At 48.3% G+C, this 19,351-nt stretch carries 21 protein-coding genes; 20 read left to right on the forward strand and 1 reads right to left on the reverse strand.

What is annotated here, in order from left to right:
- The 12 genes from HMPREF1493_RS06820 (at position 1) to rsfS (ending at position 11,675) form a co-directional block, all read left to right on the forward strand.
- Positions 1 to 993 carry a hypothetical protein gene (locus HMPREF1493_RS06820; protein ID WP_051485223.1) on the forward strand — a complete coding sequence of 331 codons (993 nt, stop codon included), beginning with the start codon at positions 1 to 3 and terminating at the stop codon, positions 991 to 993.
- 13 nt (positions 994 to 1,006) lie between these two features.
- Positions 1,007 to 2,872, forward strand: a complete 1,866-nt coding sequence (locus HMPREF1493_RS02015) for a TIGR03960 family B12-binding radical SAM protein (protein ID WP_035427426.1) — start codon at positions 1,007 to 1,009, stop codon at positions 2,870 to 2,872.
- Positions 2,869 to 3,690 (forward strand): TIGR03936 family radical SAM-associated protein, encoded by an 822-nt coding sequence (locus tag HMPREF1493_RS06825; protein ID WP_051485224.1) that lies wholly within the window; start codon positions 2,869 to 2,871, stop codon positions 3,688 to 3,690. The genes HMPREF1493_RS02015 and HMPREF1493_RS06825 overlap by 4 nt, the downstream gene beginning before the upstream one ends.
- A gap of 195 nt (positions 3,691 to 3,885) precedes the next feature.
- Positions 3,886 to 4,236 carry a 50S ribosomal protein L21 gene (rplU, locus tag HMPREF1493_RS02025; RefSeq protein ID WP_035427428.1) on the forward strand — a complete coding sequence of 117 codons (351 nt, stop codon included), beginning with the start codon at positions 3,886 to 3,888 and terminating at the stop codon, positions 4,234 to 4,236.
- A 38-nt stretch (positions 4,237 to 4,274) separates the two neighbouring features.
- On the forward strand, positions 4,275 to 4,529 hold the full coding sequence (gene rpmA / locus HMPREF1493_RS02030; RefSeq protein ID WP_012808765.1) for a 50S ribosomal protein L27: 255 nt from the start codon (positions 4,275 to 4,277) through the stop codon (positions 4,527 to 4,529).
- Between the two features lie 391 nt (positions 4,530 to 4,920).
- The gene (locus tag HMPREF1493_RS02035) at positions 4,921 to 5,514 is read left to right on the forward strand and encodes a hypothetical protein (RefSeq protein WP_035427431.1); all 594 of its coding nucleotides are present in this window, start codon (positions 4,921 to 4,923) and stop codon (positions 5,512 to 5,514) included.
- A 35-nt stretch (positions 5,515 to 5,549) separates the two neighbouring features.
- A complete protein-coding gene (locus HMPREF1493_RS02040) occupies positions 5,550 to 7,475 on the forward strand; it encodes an ABC transporter ATP-binding protein (RefSeq protein ID WP_035427433.1) in 1,926 nt (641 codons plus the stop codon).
- Positions 7,468 to 8,217, forward strand: coding sequence for an energy-coupling factor transporter transmembrane component T family protein (locus tag HMPREF1493_RS02045; RefSeq protein ID WP_035427435.1), 750 nt, complete (start codon positions 7,468 to 7,470; stop codon positions 8,215 to 8,217). Before HMPREF1493_RS02040 ends, HMPREF1493_RS02045 begins: the two co-directional genes overlap by 8 nt.
- Before the next feature lie 69 nt (positions 8,218 to 8,286).
- Complete coding sequence (gene obgE / locus HMPREF1493_RS02050) at positions 8,287 to 9,735, forward strand: GTPase ObgE (RefSeq protein WP_035427438.1); 1,449 nt, start codon at positions 8,287 to 8,289, stop codon at positions 9,733 to 9,735.
- A gap of 3 nt (positions 9,736 to 9,738) precedes the next feature.
- Positions 9,739 to 10,425 (forward strand): nicotinate-nucleotide adenylyltransferase, encoded by a 687-nt coding sequence (gene nadD / locus HMPREF1493_RS02055; protein WP_035427439.1) that lies wholly within the window; start codon positions 9,739 to 9,741, stop codon positions 10,423 to 10,425.
- A gap of 105 nt (positions 10,426 to 10,530) precedes the next feature.
- Positions 10,531 to 11,169 carry a bis(5'-nucleosyl)-tetraphosphatase (symmetrical) YqeK gene (gene yqeK / locus HMPREF1493_RS02060; RefSeq protein ID WP_035427441.1) on the forward strand — a complete coding sequence of 213 codons (639 nt, stop codon included), beginning with the start codon at positions 10,531 to 10,533 and terminating at the stop codon, positions 11,167 to 11,169.
- A 29-nt stretch (positions 11,170 to 11,198) separates the two neighbouring features.
- Complete coding sequence (gene rsfS / locus HMPREF1493_RS02065) at positions 11,199 to 11,675, forward strand: ribosome silencing factor (RefSeq protein ID WP_035427442.1); 477 nt, start codon at positions 11,199 to 11,201, stop codon at positions 11,673 to 11,675.
- A 10-nt stretch (positions 11,676 to 11,685) separates the two neighbouring features.
- On the opposite strand, the gene dinB is transcribed toward rsfS, so the two are convergent.
- On the reverse strand, positions 11,686 to 13,020 hold the full coding sequence (gene dinB, locus HMPREF1493_RS02070) for a DNA polymerase IV (protein WP_035427444.1): 1,335 nt from the start codon (positions 13,018 to 13,020) through the stop codon (positions 11,686 to 11,688).
- Between the two features lie 187 nt (positions 13,021 to 13,207).
- Between dinB and rpsP the strand changes: the two genes are divergently transcribed.
- The 8 genes from rpsP to HMPREF1493_RS02110 all read left to right on the forward strand — a co-directional run bounded on the left by rpsP (position 13,208) and on the right by HMPREF1493_RS02110 (position 19,198).
- Positions 13,208 to 13,576: a 30S ribosomal protein S16 gene (rpsP, locus tag HMPREF1493_RS02075; RefSeq protein ID WP_035427446.1), complete on the forward strand. Its 369-nt coding sequence runs from the start codon at positions 13,208 to 13,210 to the stop codon at positions 13,574 to 13,576.
- Between the two features lie 60 nt (positions 13,577 to 13,636).
- Positions 13,637 to 13,882 carry a KH domain-containing protein gene (locus tag HMPREF1493_RS02080; protein WP_081433531.1) on the forward strand — a complete coding sequence of 82 codons (246 nt, stop codon included), beginning with the start codon at positions 13,637 to 13,639 and terminating at the stop codon, positions 13,880 to 13,882.
- A 2-nt stretch (positions 13,883 to 13,884) separates the two neighbouring features.
- On the forward strand, positions 13,885 to 14,406 hold the full coding sequence (locus tag HMPREF1493_RS02085; protein ID WP_035427450.1) for a ribosome maturation factor RimM: 522 nt from the start codon (positions 13,885 to 13,887) through the stop codon (positions 14,404 to 14,406).
- Between the two features lies 1 nt (position 14,407).
- Positions 14,408 to 15,157: a tRNA (guanosine(37)-N1)-methyltransferase TrmD gene (gene trmD / locus HMPREF1493_RS02090; protein WP_035427452.1), complete on the forward strand. Its 750-nt coding sequence runs from the start codon at positions 14,408 to 14,410 to the stop codon at positions 15,155 to 15,157.
- Complete coding sequence (lepB, locus tag HMPREF1493_RS02095) at positions 15,150 to 15,704, forward strand: signal peptidase I (RefSeq protein ID WP_035427454.1); 555 nt, start codon at positions 15,150 to 15,152, stop codon at positions 15,702 to 15,704. The genes trmD and lepB overlap by 8 nt, the downstream gene beginning before the upstream one ends.
- Positions 15,705 to 15,737: 33 nt before the next feature.
- Entirely contained in the window at positions 15,738 to 16,652 is a 915-nt protein-coding gene (locus tag HMPREF1493_RS02100) for a glycine--tRNA ligase subunit alpha (protein WP_035427457.1), read from the forward strand.
- Positions 16,653 to 18,740 (forward strand): glycine--tRNA ligase subunit beta, encoded by a 2,088-nt coding sequence (gene glyS / locus HMPREF1493_RS02105; RefSeq protein WP_035427461.1) that lies wholly within the window; start codon positions 16,653 to 16,655, stop codon positions 18,738 to 18,740.
- A gap of 62 nt (positions 18,741 to 18,802) precedes the next feature.
- A complete protein-coding gene (locus HMPREF1493_RS02110) occupies positions 18,803 to 19,198 on the forward strand; it encodes a kinase/pyrophosphorylase (RefSeq protein WP_035427463.1) in 396 nt (131 codons plus the stop codon).
- Positions 19,199 to 19,351 lie beyond the last annotated feature (153 nt).

Here is a 19,351-nt window from a genome sequence, read left to right on the forward strand (position 1 = left end):
ATGGCAAAAAGAAACAGCTTGGGCAAACTTGCCACCTCTGTATTACAAGAATTCCGCGGGTCGCTTTCATCTCTAGAGCCAACTTATACGCATATCTACGTTGATTCCCTTGCTTCTGAAGAGGTAATCCTGGCTGTACATTCGTATTTTATGCCAGAGAGAACAGATGCAACGGTGCGCGTCTCTAAACTTGCCGACGGTGTTTCGTTTGTTTCTGGAGGCATTGGTCGCACGGGAAAGAATGCTGCTATTCCTGATATTGCGGTGATTATTCCTACGCCAACATCACAGTACGAGGACGCCCTTACCATGTTGGTAAGTCATTCAATTCCTTGTGCGGTGGTTGTAGAGTCTGCAGTTGAAGCGCAACAAATTGCTGATACGCTCTACAACACGGGGCTTATTAGCATTGTTGCGGGCACCACTGAAGAAGTGCTCTTTGATCGACTCTCTTCATGGATTGCAACTGCAACAGAAAAATCAGTCTCTTTTGCGGCAGCGTATCCTCTTTGTAGAACTCAAGTGGTCAAACAGATAACCGCTGCTTGCGCTAAAGAAAATGCAGCTATTGGAGCTGTAGCATTGGTTCCTGGCTCTGATATGCCGCTGATGACAGCGCGCCAGATCAGACTGGCGCTTGATATTACCGCCGCCTATAACATCAATATGAATGTTGAAACCATCGCCGAACTTCTCGGCGTTGTGGGCGCGGGCTTTGGATACCGTACGGTTGCACGCACGGTCGCAGGCGCAGTTCCAGGGTTTGGCTGGGCGCTTAAGGCTGGCATGGGGTACGCAGGTACTCACACTACTGCTCGCGTCATTCACGCGTATGCTCGCAAAATTGCCGAGAAACGCGACGGGGTAGCAGCTGATTCTTCTACCAAAACCGGCGCTTCGAATGCTTCTACAGATGCAAGCGCAACAGCAGATACAAATTCACAATCAAATACCGTAGAGATAGCAACCACACAGTCCCTCGCCAAAAGATAGAAAGTAGACTATCGTGCGTGTTAAACGAGAAAATCTCTTCCGTCTCATTGAGCCCATGCTTCCGCATGTCGAGAAACCCTCAAGATACTTAAATCACGAGTGGGGAGCAGTAGAGGAGCAAGAAGGTCCTTTTCACGTTTGTATGGTTTACGCTGACGTGTACGAGGTAGGTCAGCCTAATTTGGGCATTGCCATTCTCTATAACGCTTTGAATAAGGCGCCTCATGTTTCTTGTGAGCGCGCCTATCTGCCTTGGGTCGATATGGCAGCTTTGATGCGCAAGCGCAATGTTCCTCTGCTTTCGTTGGAGGGTGCTGCACCTTTAGCATCTTTTGACGTGGTGGGCTTCACCCTTGCGCATGAAATGATTGCAACCAATATTATAGAAACGCTTGATTTAGCAGGCATTCCATTGCTCGCTGAAGAACGTGATGAAGAGGACCCACTTATTTTTGGTGGCGGTCCTTCTGTTTGGAACTCAGAGCCTGTAGTCCCGCTCTTTGATGCAATTCTTTTAGGTGATGGCGAAGAAGCGCTGGTAGAGATGTGCGAGTGCGTGAGAACTTCCAAGCTTGAAGGAGTTTCTCGCCAAGAGATTTTGCAGAGGTTGTCTGAGATCCAAGGTGTCTACGTACCGTCGCTTTATCAGATTGTGCACGATAATACCTCAACACGCTGGGGATATGCGGTTCCTAAAGAGGGAAGTAGCGCACCAAGCGTGGTTTATAAGCGTTGTCTGCCAGATCTTTCAGTAACAGACCCTGTTGCGCAGCGCATTGTTCCGTATACCGAGATTGTTCAGGACAGGCTGGCTCTAGAGATTCAGCGCGGCTGTGCTCGCGGCTGTAGGTTCTGTCAGGCCGGAATGACGTATCGTCCTGTTCGCGAGCGCCCAGCTCAGCAGATTGTCCAAGCAGGCGAGGAAGGCCTTTTGAAGAGCGGTTACGATGAGGTCTCGCTCACGTCACTCTCTACAACGGATCACTCTCAGTGCGGCTATATTCTACGTCGTATGAACTCTGATTTGCGTAAACGCGGCGTGCGAATCTCCATTCCTTCCCAGCGTATGGACGCGTTTGGCGCGGAGATGGCAGACGCTGTTTCTACCTCAAGGCGCGGCGGACTGACGTTTGCACCAGAAGCAGGCTCTCAGCGCATGCGTGACGTCATCAACAAAAATGTTTCCGAGGATGATCTTGAGTCCGCAGCTAGAAATGCGTTTGAAAACGGCTGGCGCCGCATGAAGCTCTACTTTATGATGGGCCTTCCAACAGAAACCGATGAAGACATTCAAGCCATTCCCGCAGTTGCAAAGCGTATTTTAGATATCGGTCGAGAAATTGGCGGCAAGGGCGTTACGGTTTCTGTCTCCGTTGCCGTATTTGTACCCAAGTCCTACACGCCATTCCAGTGGGTAGGCCAGATTTCTCGTGAGGAAGCCCAGCGTAGACAGCAGTTACTCTTGTCGTCAAATCACGATAGGGGACTCAAGATTGCCTACCACGATTCTGGAACGTCCCTGGTAGAAGGTGCGCTTTCAAAGATGGGCCGCGACGGTTTTGATTTGATTTACCGGGCTTGGAAAAATGGCTGTAAGTTTGATGCATGGACCAGCGAGTTTAATCTTGATGCTTGGAATGCGGCAGCAGAAAGTCTGGGTTTCTCGCTCTCTGATATTGCAACAGAAACCTTTGATATCCAGGCAAAACTTCCGTGGGATCATACGTCTCCTGGCGTTTCCAAGGGCTATCTACAGCGAGAATATCGTAAAGCGATGGACGAGGTCACCACACCTGACTGCACGTTTACCTCTTGTACGGGATGTGCGGTATGCCAGACCTTAAAGGTTGACAACGTGTTGATGGGGGTGCGCTCATGACGGATGTGCAGATAGAGAGCGTAGCTCCTGGGGTGGTTGAACCGGCGAAGAAAGATTGGCGCGCTGGTAGACCGCAGATTCAGCCAGAGATTATGACGGAACGTGGAGCAGAGATTTTTAGGCTTCGCGTGGCTTACAAGAAAGATGACCGCCTTGCGTTTTTAGGACACCTTGAGCTTATTGGTACCATTGAGCGCTGTGTTCGCCGAGCTCAGTTACCGTTTAGGGTGGGTAATGGCTTTGCAAAGCGCATGGGCGTTCAGTTCTCTCAGGCGCTTCCCGTTGGCGCTTCGTCTGAGGCGGAGTACTTTGACTTGAAGCTCACAAAATACGTGGACCCGGATGAAGCGTTAGATAGGTTGTTGTCGGCTACGCCTCCCGCGCTTGCTCCGTTTGCTGCCAGCTACGTTGATCGGTCGCTGCCTGCGCTTGAAGCATGGTTGAATGCCGCTCATTGGAGATGTGACATTTTAGGAGAAGGTCTTAGGTCAGATGCGCTGCGTTGGGGGTTTGAGGATCTTCTCGCCAAAAAAGAGCTGACATACATGCGCGGAGACAAGCAAAAAGTGGTCAATTTAGAGACAACATTTGCGGGCTATAAGATTTCTGAGAGCTCATCTGAAACGTGCATTTCATTTGAGCTTGATACACTCCAAGATCCAAGAGCAGCGCTTAGACCTGCAGTTTTGATTTATGAGGCTCAAAGAATTGCAGCTCAAGCTGGAGTGGATGGCCTACAAGGCATTGACTCGTTGAAGGTGTGCCGAGTCTCACAGGCACACGTTTCAGAAAATGGACTCCTTGTGAAGCCTCTATAACATGTAGTTTTGTCTTGGAATTTTCTGAAATATGCAGTAGACTATTTCGAGTTGTGTTTCTCGCCGAGGGACATGGGACACCGACAGTTTCCCGCGGATGCCACAGGTCACGGCGGCGAAGATCTTTGCTCGGATCTTCAGAGATACAAAGATAGTATTAATCGTTGCAAGAATCAGCAATGAAGGGTTACACACATGTACGCAATCGTAGCAACTGGTGGCAAGCAGTATAAGGTTGCCAAGGGCGACGTAATCAGCGTCGAGAAGCTTGATGCGCAGCCTGGCGATAAGGTAAAGCTTGATGTTCTTATGCTTAACGACGGCAAGAAGGTTGTTGCTGACGCTGCCACTCTTTCCTCTAAGAAGGTTACCTGTGAGGTTCTTGAGCAGTACAAGGACAAGAAGGTCCTCGTCTTCAAGTTCCACAAGCGTAAGCGCTATCACCGCGCCAATGGTCACCGTCAGAACCTTACTAAGCTGAAGGTTACCGCGCTCCCTACCGCTCGTAAGGCTGCTGCTAAGGCATCCGACGAGTCTGCAGAGTAATTGGTCACTTCTGATATTGAGATAGGCAGGTAGCATTTATGGCACACAAGAAAGGTCTCGGCTCTTCCCGCAACGGTCGTGACTCACAAGCACAGCGCCTTGGCGTTAAGATTTACGGTGGTCAGGCAATCAAGGCTGGCCAGATTATCATCCGTCAGCGTGGTACGCACATCACTCCTGGCGTAAACGTTGGTCGCGGCAAGGACGACACTCTCTTTGCACTTTGCGATGGCGTTGTTGAGTTCAAGAAGGGTGCTAAGCACGTCGTTAACGTCGTTGCTGCTGAGGCATAAGTTTTCTTGAACATTCGCAATTCATTCAAGGGGTCCTTCGGGACCCCTTTTTGTTTCTCGCGGTATCTTACGCGTACCGTTCACAGTTTCTAATTTGTTTCTTAATGTATTTCTTGACACAATCTGGCAAAGTAATGGTATTCTTCTTACATTGCAATTTACGCTTTTGGGAGGAGGACATATCATGCGCGCTACATGCACTCAGCAGTGGTGGTGGAACAACTTGTCTTTCTCCGGTCAGCGATGAGTTGCTTCTGCATACGCATTTAGAGGCTCTCGGGTGACCGAGAGCTTTTTTTGTGCGTACGTTTCTTGCTAAATCCGGATGGCGAGAAACCCGTTTAGTTGAAAGTTTTGTTTGTTCATTTTGTTTTGCGTTAAAGGAGTTTGTATGTCTACAGAAAATCTCAATCAGGTCAACGCCGCAGACACAGAGACAGGATCTGCTGAGCAGGCACCACGTGTTGTTGCTGTTTCAAAAAATGCAGGAGTATTGGACGTTACTTCTCTAGTCCTTGTTGCCGTTCTTATTGCTGCTGGTTTTATTCTTAACCTGACCGTTGGTAAGGCAATTAGTGCTATTGGAATTGGTCCAGAGTTTATTATTTCTTCGTTCTGCCTGGCTATTCTTTTGCTTAAGCCAAACGCTATTCAGAGCCTGGTCATTGGTCTTATCGCAGCTACCGTTATTCAGCTGACCACCTCTGTCCCTGGTGCTGATTTTGTTGCAGAGGGCGCAGCTTCACTTGTTATGTTTGCCTTTACAAAGTCTGCTCTTGCAGATAAGCCAGTAATGCCTGCAATTGGTTCTTTTGTAACCACTCTTATTTCTGGCTTGATCTTTGCTGCCATTGCTATTCCAGCAAAGGGTGCAACTATTGAGCTTTTCTACGTAATGCTTCCTGTCATCGTGGGAACCGCATTCTTTAATGCTATTGTTGTTCAGGTTCTTGCGGCTCCTCTTAAGAAGGTTTTGGGTCGATAAGTTCTTAGATACGCACATATTTCCTGGAGAACACTGTGTCTATTATTGAAGTTCAATCTGTGTCATATAGCTATCCTGATAGCTCAGCGCATGCTCTGAATGAGCTGTCACTGAGCGTTCAGGAGGGTGACTTTGTAGGTATTGTTGGTCCTTCTGGCGCAGGCAAGTCCACGCTTGCTCTTGCGCTTTCTGGCGCTATTCCTCATCACTTCAGAGGAAGTTTCTTTGGAAAGATTCTTGTTGCTGGAATGGATACCTGCACAGTTGCGCTGACTGATATCTCTAAAATTGTGGGTTCTGTCACCCAGGATATCAACGCGCAGATGGTTGCTTCAATTGTTGAGGATGAGCTTCTCTTTGGCCTTGAGAACTTTGCAGTTCCTCATGCAGAGATTCCAGAGCGCATTACCTATGCTCTAGAGACAGTTGGTATTGCCAACCTTCGCTTTAGAGAGATTGCTTCTCTTTCTGGTGGACAGAAGCAAAAGGTTGCTATAGCAGCACTTTTGGCGCTTCAGCCACAAGTTATGGTGCTTGATGAGCCAACAGCAGCCTTAGATCCAACGTCGTCCGAGTTAATCTTCCAGACCCTTTTAGAGCTCAACAAAACCAAAGGCATTACGGTTGTGGTAATTGAGCAAAAAGTGGGTCTTCTCGCTAAGTATTGCTCAAAGATTGCCGTTATGGACAAGGGTTCCATTTGTGCATACGGTAGCGGTGAGGAAGTGTTTTCTCAGGTAGATTTACTGCAAGAGGTTGGCGTTGATGTTCCTCGTTGCGTGCGCGTCTCAAAAGGCGTCCATGAGCTCTCTCATCAGTCTGAGTATGCTCACTTATTATCTGAGGCGGACAGAGCTGTCTGCGATGAAACTGCGCTATCAGTTCAGTCAGCCGCCAAGCAGCTTGCGTGCTGTGTAGGCGCTCTCCAGCATCGCAGCATTTCCCTTACAGAGGACTCTGAACCATTAGCTACTAATGACGTTGAGTTAGCAGGGGAGACGTATCTTCCAAAAATAGATGGCCCTGTGATTGCTGAATCGAGCGGGCCATTTGGCAGAATTGGTGTTCTTCAAGACGCTGACCAGCCAAGCACTCAGTCTGTTCTTGACGTTATCGACGCCACCTTCAAATATCAGGCTAGTACTGATGGCGTTGAGCGCGTCTCCCTCAGCTTGCACCCTGGCGAGCTTGTGGCGCTTGTCGGTCAAAACGGCGCAGGTAAAACAACTTTAACTAAGCTGGTAAATGGCCTGTTGCGTCCTCGATCGGGAGACATTCATATTAAGGGTTCTTCATGCAAGGATTGGAAGACGTCGAAGATTGCTCAGCACGTCTCTACACTGTTCCAAAATCCCGATTACCAGATTTGCAAAGAGAGCGTCCTTGAGGAGATTGCGTTTGGTCTTGAGCTCAAGGGTGCGTCTGCAGAGGATGCGCGCAAGAAAGCGCTTGAAGTAATTGATCGCATGGGGCTTGATGCAGATGCGTCGCCGTTTATGCTTTCTCGCGGTCAGCGTCAGATGGTAGCACTTGCTTCTGTGGTTGCCTGCGAGCCAGATATTCTTGTGCTTGATGAGCCAACTTCGGGTCTGGATTACAAAGAGTGTATGCAGGTCATGAATATGGTCAAATCACTGTGCGAGAAGGGCTGTGCAGTTCTTATGGTCTGTCATGACATGGAGGTTGTGCTGGACTTTGCCACAAGAATTGTCGTTATGGCGCATGGCAGCGTGTTAGATGATGGGGAAGTTACACAGATCTTCTCGACAGATGAGGTTTTGAAAGAAGCGTATGTTGAGGCTCCTCAGATGATTCAGCTGTCAAAGCTTGTAGGGGAGCATGTGGATCCTTCCTTTGCAGGACTTAGCAGTGCTTCAGAGGTGCTTGGGGCATTGCAGCATCAGTTTGAGATTGCTCGTATTGCAGCCACGCTTAATGGTAAGGAGGCTCCTCGTGGGTAGTGTTATTGATTACACCGAAGGAACAAGCTTCCTTCATAAGGCAAATCCTGTGGCCAAGCTTGTGTTTGCGCTTGAGCTCTTTGTGGCCGCCTTTGCCGCACAGGGAACGATTGAGGTACTTGCGGTGCTCGCGCTCACCATTCTTGTGGGAGTTATCTCGCAGAACGCTCAGAAGACTTTTAAGCTGGTATTTGGCTTTGCTGTCTTAGGTCTTATCTTGTGCGTTGTACAGACACTTGTTGCCCCTGCTGGTCAAACGCTCTTTTTATTCATCACGGTAGGTGGTTTGGAGCGCGGCTTTAACGTCGCCCTAAAAACAATTGCGCTGGCACTGCCGCTACTTTCTATGCTTTCGCTTATGCGTGTAGAAGACCTCATGAATGCGCTGGTAGAAGTTGCGCATGTTCCTTATCCTTATGCATTCACCATTGCAACGGTTTTGCGCTTTGTGCCTGTCTTTGCTTCCGAGATGAATCACATTATGGAGGCTCAGATGGCTCGTGGTGTTGAGTTTGATACCAAAAATCCACTTAAGAAGCTCCAGCTCACCATGCCCTTGATTGTTCCTCTGCTGGTAAGCTCAGTTAAAAAAGCTGATGCTTCAGCACTTGCGGCTGAGCAGCGAGGTTTTTATCTAAGGAACGCTTCATCTGCATTTAAACGCTATCCTTTGGCTCCATCAGACTTTGCTTTGATGATTCTTGGCGTTGCGGTAATTGTTGTTATCCTCGTGTTTGCATAAGAACTTCTCGTGTTTTCACTGTGCTTCGCTGGTAAATGCCGTAACATTAAGGTATTAGAAGGAGGACACGTGGAAACTTTCACTGATCTTTGTCATATCAACGTCAAAGGCGGAGACGGCGGCGCAGGTTGCATGTCGTTCCGTCGAGAAGCATATGTACCTAAAGGCGGCCCTGATGGTGGCGATGGTGGTCACGGCGGCAATGTTGTCATTGTTGCAGATCCGCAGCTCTCGTCCCTGATTGATTACCGCTATAAACATCACTTTAAAGCAGAGCGCGGCACTCACGGTAAGGGTGCTCGCCGTCATGGTTCTGATGGACAGGATTTGCTGCTCAAGGTGCCCCTGGGAACCGTTGTGCGCGAGCTTGATCCAGAAACGCAAGAGCCACTCTACGAGATTGCCGATCTAACTTCTCCAGGTGAGCAGGTAGTTGTTGCTCCTGGTGGCAATGGTGGCCGCGGTAACATTCACTTTGTCACCTCAGTGAGGCGTGCACCAGCATTTGCCGAGAAGGGCGAGCCAGCCCAAGAGCACTGGATTGAGCTTGAGATGAAGCTCATGGCAGATGTGGCCTTGGTGGGCATGCCTTCTGTTGGTAAGAGCTCTCTTATTGCACGTATCAGTGCCGCTCGTCCAAAGATTGCTGACTATCCTTTTACCACCCTTGTTCCAAATCTTGGCGTCGTCCGTGCACAAAACGGACAGTCATTTGTCTGTGCAGACGTTCCTGGTCTTATCGAGGGTGCCTCTGAGGGTAAGGGCCTTGGTCATCAATTCCTTCGTCATATTGAGCGCACAGCGCTTATTGTCCACATGGTTGACGTTACTGGTGGCTATGAAGGTAGAGATCCTGTAGAGGACTACCACGCTATTAACGAGGAGCTTAAAGCGTACGCTTCAAAGCTCGCTGATCGTCCTCAGATTGTGGTTGCAAACAAATGCGATATGCCTGGTACAGAAGATGCTATTGAGGCTCTCAGAAAAGCCGCTGAGGCGGATGGCAGGACTTTCTTTGCTATCTCTACGGTAACTGGTTTAAATCTTGATGATTTTGTTACTACCTGTGCTGCAGAAGTGGCAGAGCTCCGCAAAGAAATTGCCATTACTACGCCAACGGTTGACCGCAGTGAGGCTTGGGAGCATCAGCGACTTCGTCGTGATAACAAGCTTCGTATTGAGCGAGAAGAGCGTCATGCGTGGCGTGTCTCCGGTGGTCAGATTGAGCGTATGGTTATTCAGACCGATTGGGACAATGATGAGGCTGTGGCATATCTACAGCGTCGTCTTGATCGTATGGGTCTTGAAGTACAGCTGGCAAAGGCTGGTGCAGTTGACGGCGATGAGATTCGCATTCTTGAGCTCACCTTTACCTATGAGGATCCAAATAAACCAAATACAGATGGTATAGAGATTCCTGATGAGGACGCCTCAGACCAGCAATTCGAAGATGTTGAGTTTGAAGAGGCTCCATCTGATCCGTCTCATGTAGCTGAGGCTTCTTCAGAAACTGAGTAGAGTATGGCAGCCGACGTCTTAAATAACATGCACCCTGGCCTGCCTCGTTTGGGACAGGATAAAAACCGCACCTATCGTCTGGGGATCATGGGTGGAACCTTTGACCCCATTCATAACGGTCACTTGGTAGCCGCTGAGCAGGCATATGATGACCTTGATCTTGATGTGGTTGTCTTTATGCCTGCTGGTCGCCCCGCGTTCAAACAAAATAAAGGAGTTACCAGGGGAGAAGACCGTTACTCAATGACGCTTTTGGCAACCTCAGATAATCCTCATTTTGTTGCTTCTCGTTTTGAGGTGGACTACGAGGGTATTACGTATACCGCTGATACGCTTAGAAGATTGCGCAAGGTATATCCGTCTAACGTTGAGTTTTTCTTTATTACCGGTGCCGACGCAATTGCTGATATTGTTACGTGGAAAGATGCGCAGACGGTCGCAGAACTTGCTCACTTTGTTGCTGCAACACGTCCTGGTTATGAATTAAGTCGTGCTCAAAAGGTTATTGTGGATTCACCGTATGACTTCAAGGTAACTTATCTTGAGGTTCCTGCACTAGCAATCTCATCAAGCTATTTGCGCAGTAGAGTTCAAAAAGGTCAGAGCCTTAGATATCTGACTCCCGATTCAGTTACAGGCTATATTCATAAGCATGGCCTTTACGGCGCTGATACAACACCGCTCAATTAAGTAGTTAAGGCTCAAGAAACCTGCTGCTCAGAGATTTATACGCTAGCAGCAAGGCAGTGTCATACAGATACATATGTGGCTTGATTCAAAACTTTGTAGGACATAATGGAAAGAACACTTATAGCAAAAGATATTGTTTACACCGCAGAACAACAGGCGCTCATTGATCAGCTTGAATCTGATCTTAAGAGTCATATGTACCACAAGAACCCTAAGCGATTTGCGCACTCTATTTCTGTTGGACATTGTGCAGAAACCCTCGCGCAGGCCTATGGAGCAGATATGTTTAGCGCTCGTGTGGCAGGTATTTTGCATGATTGGGAGAAACTCCTTCCTGATGCAGAAACCATTGAACTAGCAGAGCGCTTTCGTATCCAGACAGCAGCTCCTTATCAGAAAATCGTAGGACTCTTGCACGGTCCTCTCGCCGCAAAAACCCTACCAGCCATCTACCCTTGGCTCTCTGAGCAGATTCTCAGTGCGATTCAAAAGCACACTGCGGGCGACCGTCAAATGAGCAAACTAGACAAAATCTTGTATGTAGCTGATCTTATTGAACCTTTGCGTCCAAGTTTCAGGTCAGTTGAAGAGGCGCGCGAGGTATATTTACGCGGCGGTTCTCTTGATGAGCTTTATGAGACGGCGTTTTGTGGCGTTATGATGTATGTAATTTCTACTAGAAGTTATTTGTATCCAAACTCAATTGCCCTATACAATGAGATGATTGAGAAGACATCTAAGTAGCCTGGCTACATGAGAAAACGGAGAAATTCATGGCTGTAACTTCACTTGAGCTTGCAAAGACTGCTGCAATTGCTGCAGATCAAAAGAAAGCTGAAGATATTCTTGTGCTTGACCTCACTGGTCTCAGTGATGTTTGCGATTACTTTGTTATTTGCACCGGCGGAAATGCTCGTTTGGCTGACGCTATTGTTGATGAAGTTCGCGAGAAGGTCAAGGCAAATTGCGGCGTTCGTCCAATTTCTACTGAGGGCCGTGACGGCCTTAATTGGATTCTGATTGATTACGGTTCAGTTGTAGTTCACGTATTCCAGCCTGAGGTAAGGTCTTACTATCGTCTTGAGCGACTTTGGGCAGATGCTCCTCGTGTAGAGCTGGATATTGAGGGAGCTATGACTTCTGAGATTCCTTACGCTGATCTTCCAGAGGATGCTTTGGCTCCAGCTTTTGAGCTTTCTGAGGATGACCTAGTAGACAATCTTCCAGAATCTGCTGATCCTACTGAGTAGTGCTGGTGTGCTAGATTTGCTCGTTTTTGCCTGTAGGCATGGTGTCAGAAACGCGATGTTCAAAGCGTAGATCTCTACCATACTGCACTGCATCGGCGCCAAATTTATCTTTGAGTTTATCGGTTACCTCGGAGAGATGACGTAAGTCACTCCGAGGTTTCTTTTTTGTTGTAGGTCCAGAGGCTTCCTCATCAAACGTGTCATCAAATTGATCAAAAAGAGACGTTTGAACTGGCTTGCTTTGTGTTTCATCTGTAAATGAGCTAATGCCAACGCCAAGCAGTCTTACTGGCTGTCCTTCTTTCCAAATGGTTGAAAGAAGGCCTACGGCAATCTCTGCAAAGAGATGCTCATCATCAGTTGGAGTAGACATTCTTTTTTGAGCGGTATGAGACTCTGTTGCAGAGGCTTTTACCTTAAGCATTACGGTATATCCTTGTAACTGTTTTCGGCGAAGACGTCTGCCTACAACACCAGAGATGTGTCTGATGGCTTCTTCTATTTCTTGTTTATCAAACAAATCTGTTTCAAAGGTTCTCTCGTTAGAAACAGATTTAACATCGCGAGGTTGAGCAGCTTCATGAACCTCTGAGATTTCTTTTCCTTGTGCGCGCAAAATCATCTTTGAGGCAGTATTGCCAACAAGGGAAGTGAGATACGTTGCATCTGCTCTTGAGAGTTCTCCAAGCGTTTTGATTCCTTGCTGATGAAGAGTTTTTGCCATAGCAGGACCAATGCCACTCATTGCCTCAATGGGCAGTGGTGCTAGAAAGCGGCCCTCTGTACCAGGAAAGACCGCAGTAAGACCTCGAGGCTTTTCTTGTTCAGAAGCAATCTTGGCAATTGTTTTATTTGTTCCTAGTCCAATGGAGCAGGTAATACCTAGTGCTGCAACTTTCTTTTGTATGCGCTTACAAATTTCTAAAGGATTTTCTTTAGAAAATCTTCCAGGAGTAATGTCAAAAAATGCCTCATCAATAGAAACTTGTTCAACAAGGGGAGTCTCATCTTTGAGAAAACCCATAACAAGAGCACTCATTTCTGAGTATCTGTCATAACGTCCCGAAGTCCAAATTGCATGAGGACAAAGCCTTACCGCAGTAGCTGAAGGCATGGCAGAATGAACGCCATACTTTCTTGCTTCATAAGATGCGGTTGAAACAACTCCTCGTTTTTGAGGAGAACCTCCTACAATTACTGGTTTTCCACGCCACTCAGGATGATCAAGTTGTTCTACGGATGCAAAGAACGCATCTAGGTCAAGAAGGCCAATAGCCTTACCATGCCATTCAAAATCACACGATTTACGTGCGGTTTTATCCGATATGTTCTTTGACGTTTTCATAGATTTAGTGTATACTTTTTGCGTAAATAGAACAAGTGTTTCATATATAAATTACGAGTACTTTTTGAAGAGAGCAAATTTATACTTTTCGAGGTTAACGCGTTGTTGTACACTTGTAACCCGATTTGTGGCTTTGCGGTGCAGCCCATCTAACATCCGAGGCACCGCTCGTATGGAGGAGTTTTCATTGGCAGTTAAGATTCGTCTGGCCCGTCACGGTGCCAAGAAGCGTCCGTACTATCGCGTAGTTGTCGCTGATGGTCGTATGCCTCGCGATGGTCGTTACATTGAAGAAGTCGGTCGTTATAACCCACTGACTAGCCCTAAGACGATTGATATCAACCTCGAGAAGGTTGATGAGTGGGTAGCAAAGGGCGCTCAGCCAACAAGCGCAGTTTCTCACCTCATTGAGATCGCTCGTACTGGTGCTCCAGTTGCAGAGAAGAAGACCAAGCTCTCCAAGAAGGCACAGGCAAAGGCTGCTGCAGCTGCAGAGGCTGCTGCTGAGGCTGCTGCCGCAGCTGCTGAGGAGTCCGAGGCTCCAGAGGCTGAGTAAATCGTGTCTGAATTCACAGAGCCCACTGAGGTAGACGCTGTCGATCAAGACATTCAGGAGATGCCTTCTGACAAGGTAGCTGACCTTGTTGAGTACATCGTTTGTGGTCTTGTCGATAATGAAGATGCTGTTGCACTCGACGTCACCGATCGCGAGGATGGAGCCTTAATTGAGGTTTCTTGCTCTGAGGAAGACGCTGGACGTGTCATCGGCCGTAAGGGTAGAACCATTAAGGCTATTCGTACTTTGGCTCGTGCTCTTGGCCAGCGTGTTGGCACCTCTGTTGATGTCGAGGTTGTAGGCTAATTTTGCGTAAACACTGGCGAGCAATTGCTCAAATTGTTAAAACGCATGGTAAAAGAGGGGAGGTTGTGACGGTTCCCGTTCACAGCCTTCCTTCTCTTATAGCTGAAGGCATGACAGTTGTTCCTGTTCCGCCTGCGCTTAAGGGACCAAGAAAGTTCTCAGTTGTCTCTGTTGAGTCAGATGATAGAGAAGGTAGTCTTGTCACTTTTGAAGAGGTAACTACCATCTCTGATGCAGAAGAGCTTGTTGGTAAAACGCTTCTGGTAGAAGAAGATTGTCTTCCAGAAAACTTTGGTCTGGTAAATGTTTCTCTACTTGTGGGTAGAGAAGTACGTGATACAGAACATGGTTCTCTGGGTGAAATTACAGAGGTTCTTGTTGGACCTACACAAAATGTGTGGGTCATTGAGGGGCCTTTTGGACAGGTGCTGATGCCTGCCGTGGATGAATTTATCAAAGAGGCCCCAGCCGAGGGCTTCATTACCGTCTCAATTCCTCAGGGCCTTCTTAGGTTAGGTGAGTAGCATGCGTCTAGAAACGCTCTCAGTATTTCCTGAGGTCTTCTCGCCCTATTTAAATGCTTCTATTATGGGCAGAGCCCAGAAGGCAAATATTTTTGAGTTCTATGCGCATGACTTGCGTGACTGGACGCATGATAGGCATCGTACGGTAGATGATGCTCCTTTTGGTGGTGGACAAGGCATGCTTATGAAGCCTGCTCCCATCTTTGAGGCAGTTCGTGAGATTTCTGATCAAGCGGAACCTAAGCCCCACGTGGTGTTTTTCTCGCCAGTTGGTAGACCGTATTCTCAGGCTATTGCTCAAGAGTTTGCTCAAAAAGAGCGCATTCTGTTTGTTTGCGGCCGTTATGAGGGCATGGATGAGCGTGTCTATGAGCTGGCAGATGACGTTATTTCTATGGGAGATTACGTTCTGACGGGCGGAGAGCTTCCTGCGCTTACCGTGATTGACTCGGTTGTGCGCCTGCTTCCCGGTGCGCTTGGCGATGAGATGAGCTCGCAGGATGAGTCTTTCTCTGACGATGGCCTTCTTGAGTATGCTCAGTACACGCGACCAGCAAACTTTGAGGGGCGAGAAGTTCCGTCTGTGCTTCTATCTGGAGACCACGGAGCGGTAGCAATCTGGAGACGACAATCCGCACTTGCTCGCACACGTGCGTGGCGTCCCGATCTTCTCGAGAGCGCTCAACTCACAGAGAAGGACAGAGCGTATTTAGCAGAGCTTGATCAACAATCTGGTGATAACAATGAGTAGCGGACACTCTAAAGTACTTGAAATTTTTGAATACCTGGTAATTGTGGCAGTTGCCGTTGCGCTGGCATTTTTTATCAGGACTTTTGTTGCTGAGGTATATGAGGTTCCAACAGGTTCCATGCTCAATACCATTCAACTGGGGGATCGTCTGGTAGGAGAGAAGCTCACCTATCGTTTTGGTGGCTCTCCACAAGCAGGTGATGTAGTTACCTTTACCAGTCCCCAGAATCCCGATACGCTTTTAGTTAAGCGCGTCATTGCTACAGCAGGTCAAACGGTAGATTTGCGAGACGGTGCTGTGTATGTTGACGGTCAGCTTATGGACGAGCCTTACACTGAGGGCAAGCCAACGTATTCTCTTGCAGATCGCACAGGTGCCGTAATTCAGAATTATCCGTATACTGTTCCTGCAGGTCATATTTTTGTTATGGGGGATAACAGAACAAACTCGCTTGATTCCAGATATTTTGGAGCAGTTGCGGTTTCTACCGTGACCTCTAAGGCAATGTTTATTTTCTGGCCCTTTGACCATGCTCGCGGGCTATAGTACTTACGTCGGACATTTGAGAGAAAGAACATCATGGGCGCAACACCACTAACGTTTCAAGATATGATTTTGACCCTTGAACACTACTGGGCAGAAAAGGGTTGCACGGTCATGCAGCCATACGACTCTGAGGTAGGCGCTGGTACCTTCCATACCGCAACTATCCTGCGCTCACTTGGCCCTGACGCTTGGCGTACCTGCTATCCGCAGCCTTGTCGTCGTCCTGCTGATGGACGCTATGGCGAGAACCCCAATCGCTTGCAGCACTACTATCAGTTCCAGGTCTTGCTCAAGCCATCTCCTGCAGACTCTCAAGATCTCTATCTTGGATCACTTGCTGCTATTGGCCTTGATCCAAAAGACCACGACGTTCGCTTTGTTGAGGACGACTGGGAGAGTCCAACGCTTGGTGCTTGGGGTCTTGGCTGGGAGGTCTGGCTCAACGGCATGGAGGTTACTCAGTTTACATACTTCCAGCAGGTAGGTGGCATTGAGGTAGATCCTGTTCCTGTTGAGATTACCTATGGTCTTGAGCGTATTGCTATGTATGCTCAGGGCGTTGATTCCGTCTATGACCTGGTCTGGAGCTACCTGCCAGACGGCACTCCAATGACATATGGCCAGGTATTCCTTGAGAACGAGCGCGAGTTCTCAACCTACAACTTTGAGGTCGCTAACATTGAGCTTATGCGCGAGAAGTTCGACGAGTATGAGGCAGAGTGCCATAGCTGTCTTGAGCGCAAGCTTCCACTTCCCGCATATGACTGCGTTATGAAGTGCAGCCACGCATTTAACTTGCTTGATTCTCGCGGTGCTCTTTCTGCTGTTGAGAGAGCTAACTATATTCTTCGCGTTCGCACCGTTGCTAAGGCATGCTGCGAGTCGTATTTGGAGGAGGTTGCTTCTAAGAAAGCACCTGCATCAACTACTCAGGAGGAGGTGGCTTAAATGGCTGAGGTTAGAGACTTCCTTTTAGAGATTGGTTCTGAAGAGATGCCTTCTGCTCCATTGCAGAAAGCTATTGCTCAGTTCAATAAGCTTGTTGTTTCTGGACTTAAAGACTCTGGTTTGTCATTTGGAGAGGTTAAGATCCTCTCGACACCTCGCCGTTTAACCGCCTACGTTAAGGACGTTGCTGAGGCTACAGAAGAGATTTCCGAGGTCAAGCGTGGTCCTAAGGCAGAGATTGCTTTTGACGCAGAGGGCAATCCAACTAAGGCTGCCGAGGGATTTGCTCGTAAGTGCGGCGTAAACGCTGATGCGCTGACTCGTCGTGTAGATACCGATGGTCATGAGTACGTCTTTGCAGAGCTCAATATTCCTTCAGTTCCTGCTACAAAGATTCTCTCTGAGCTGGCAACTTCTTGGATTTCTGCACTTGATTGGCCTCGTAGTCAGCGCTGGGGTTCTTTCCATGAGCGCTACGTTCGTCCTGTTCGCTGGCTGTGCGCTCTCTTTGGTTCAGAGATTGTTCCTGTTACGTACGCTGATGTAACTAGCTCAAACACCACCCAGGGCCATCGTGTCCTTGGTCCTGGTTACCATGAGGTAGCAAGTCCAGCTGACTATGAGCAAGTTCTTAAAGACGCTGGCGTTTTGCTTCAGGAGCAGAGAAAAGACGTTATTCTCGCTGGTATCAAAGAGGTAGAGGCTGCTCGTCCGGGCTCTCACGTTGATATGCCAGAGAAGGTCTTTGAGGAGGTCATTAACCTAACTGAGTGGCCTCAGGTTCTTGTGGGTACCTTTGACGAGGAATTCCTTAACGTTCCTTCAGAGATTATTACTGAGTCCATGCTTTCCAACCAGCGCTATTTCCCAATCTATGACGCTGAGGGTAAGCTGACTCGCGAGTTTATTGTGGTTTCTAATGCAGACCCATCTTGCGCTGAGCGCGTCATTGACGGCAACGAGCGCGTTGTTCGTGCTCGTCTCGACGATGCTAAGTTCTTCTTTGAGGAGGACTTGAAGCACACGCTTGACGAGTTTGCTCAGCGCCTTGAGACCGTTGTCTTTCAGGAGAAGCTTGGCACCGTTCTGCAGAAGACCCAGCGTATGGAGACTCTTGCTGCAGAGATTGCACTCGACGAGACATCCAGTCAGGAAGAGGCAGAGCTTGCTGCTCGTGCAGCTCATCTTGCCAAGGCAGACCTTGTCAGCCAGGCAGTTGTCGAGTTCACCAGCCAGCAGGGCGTCATGGGTGGCTACTACGCAGAGGCAGCTGGCGAGAAGAGCGATGTAGCTGCAGCTATTCGCGAGCACTATCGTCCTCGCTTTGCCGGCGATGAGCTCCCAAGTGGCCAGATTGGTCGCTTTGTAGCTATTGCTGACAAGCTTGATACCATCTGCGGCATCTTTGCCATCAACGAGCCACCAACCGGCTCTTCCGATCCTTACGCTGTTCGTCGTGCAGCTATTGGCGTCATTGCGCTGGTCCGTTCTACCTCCAACCTTGACCTTAAGAAGCTTATTGCAAGCTCTCTGGAGCTTTACCGCCAACAGGGTCTTGCTGTTGACGAGTCTGTTCAGTCCCAGGTTGAGCAGTACTTTATTGGCCGCCTTGCATCTATTGCTAAGGACGAGAAGATCTCTGCAGACGCTATTGAAGCTGTCAGTGCAATTGGCGTTATTAATCCTGATGAGTTTCTTCAACGTGCTCGTGCGCTTGATGAGGCACGTCAGAACGAGCCCGAGCTCTTTGAGGACCTTGCTACTGCTTATGCACGTGCAGCTCACCTCAGCGATGCTTCTCTTGGCACAGAAGTTGATACAGAGCTTTTGTCTGAGCCAGAGAAGTCGTTGCTCGCTGCTTGTGAAGAGGGTCAGAAGCAGGTGGCTTCCGCTCTTGCTGGTTCAGACTATGCTGCTGCTGTTTCTGCACTGTCACAACTGCGTGAGCCTATTGATATTTTCTTCGATAAAGTGCTTGTCATGGATGAAAACGATACCGTTCGCCGAAATCGTTTGCGTCTTTTGAACAAGTTTGCCCAGGTATTTAGTAATGTCGCCGATATTAGTGTGCTTTCTCGTAAGAAGTAGAGTACGCTTAGGTTAGGTAAATGTTTGTATCTTTCTGAATACTTGACTGAAAGGGTTACAGCATGAGCACACTTGATATTGACAACAACTCTCTTGGTGATGGTCTGCCTATCGTCTATGTTTTGTCAGACTCTCGCGGAGAGACTGGTGCTGCAGTAGTTAAGGCTGCTGCTGCTCAGTTTGGCGATGATTCCGTAGAGATTGTAAGGGTTCCAAATATTCATAACGTTGAAGACGTTCGCGCGTATTTCAATGAGCATGAAGATGAGGGTCGCCCTCGCGCAGTCTTCCACACCTTTGCAGATGGCTCTCTCAGAAGAGAAATTCGTCGTGAGCTTGATCAGCGCCTCATCCCATCTATTGATCTTCTGGGACCAGCAGTAAACGTTATTTCTACGCTTACGGGTGAAGAGCCAAGCCACGCAATTGGCGCATTCTTTGAGGGAGTTACTCGTTAAGAGAGCGCTGACGCCTCAAAATATCAAAAAGTTAAATGAGCATCCTTTTTGGGTGCTCATTTTCTTTATGGAGAATTTCACAATTTGCAACCATAAGTTTGTAAATCATTCTGTGAACGGTCGATATTGACCGCTCACCGTTATTTTGTTCAG

The sequence above is a fragment of the Atopobium sp. ICM42b genome, assembly GCA_000564995.1.
In the GTDB taxonomy this organism is placed as follows: Bacteria; Actinomycetota; Coriobacteriia; order Coriobacteriales; family Atopobiaceae; genus Lancefieldella.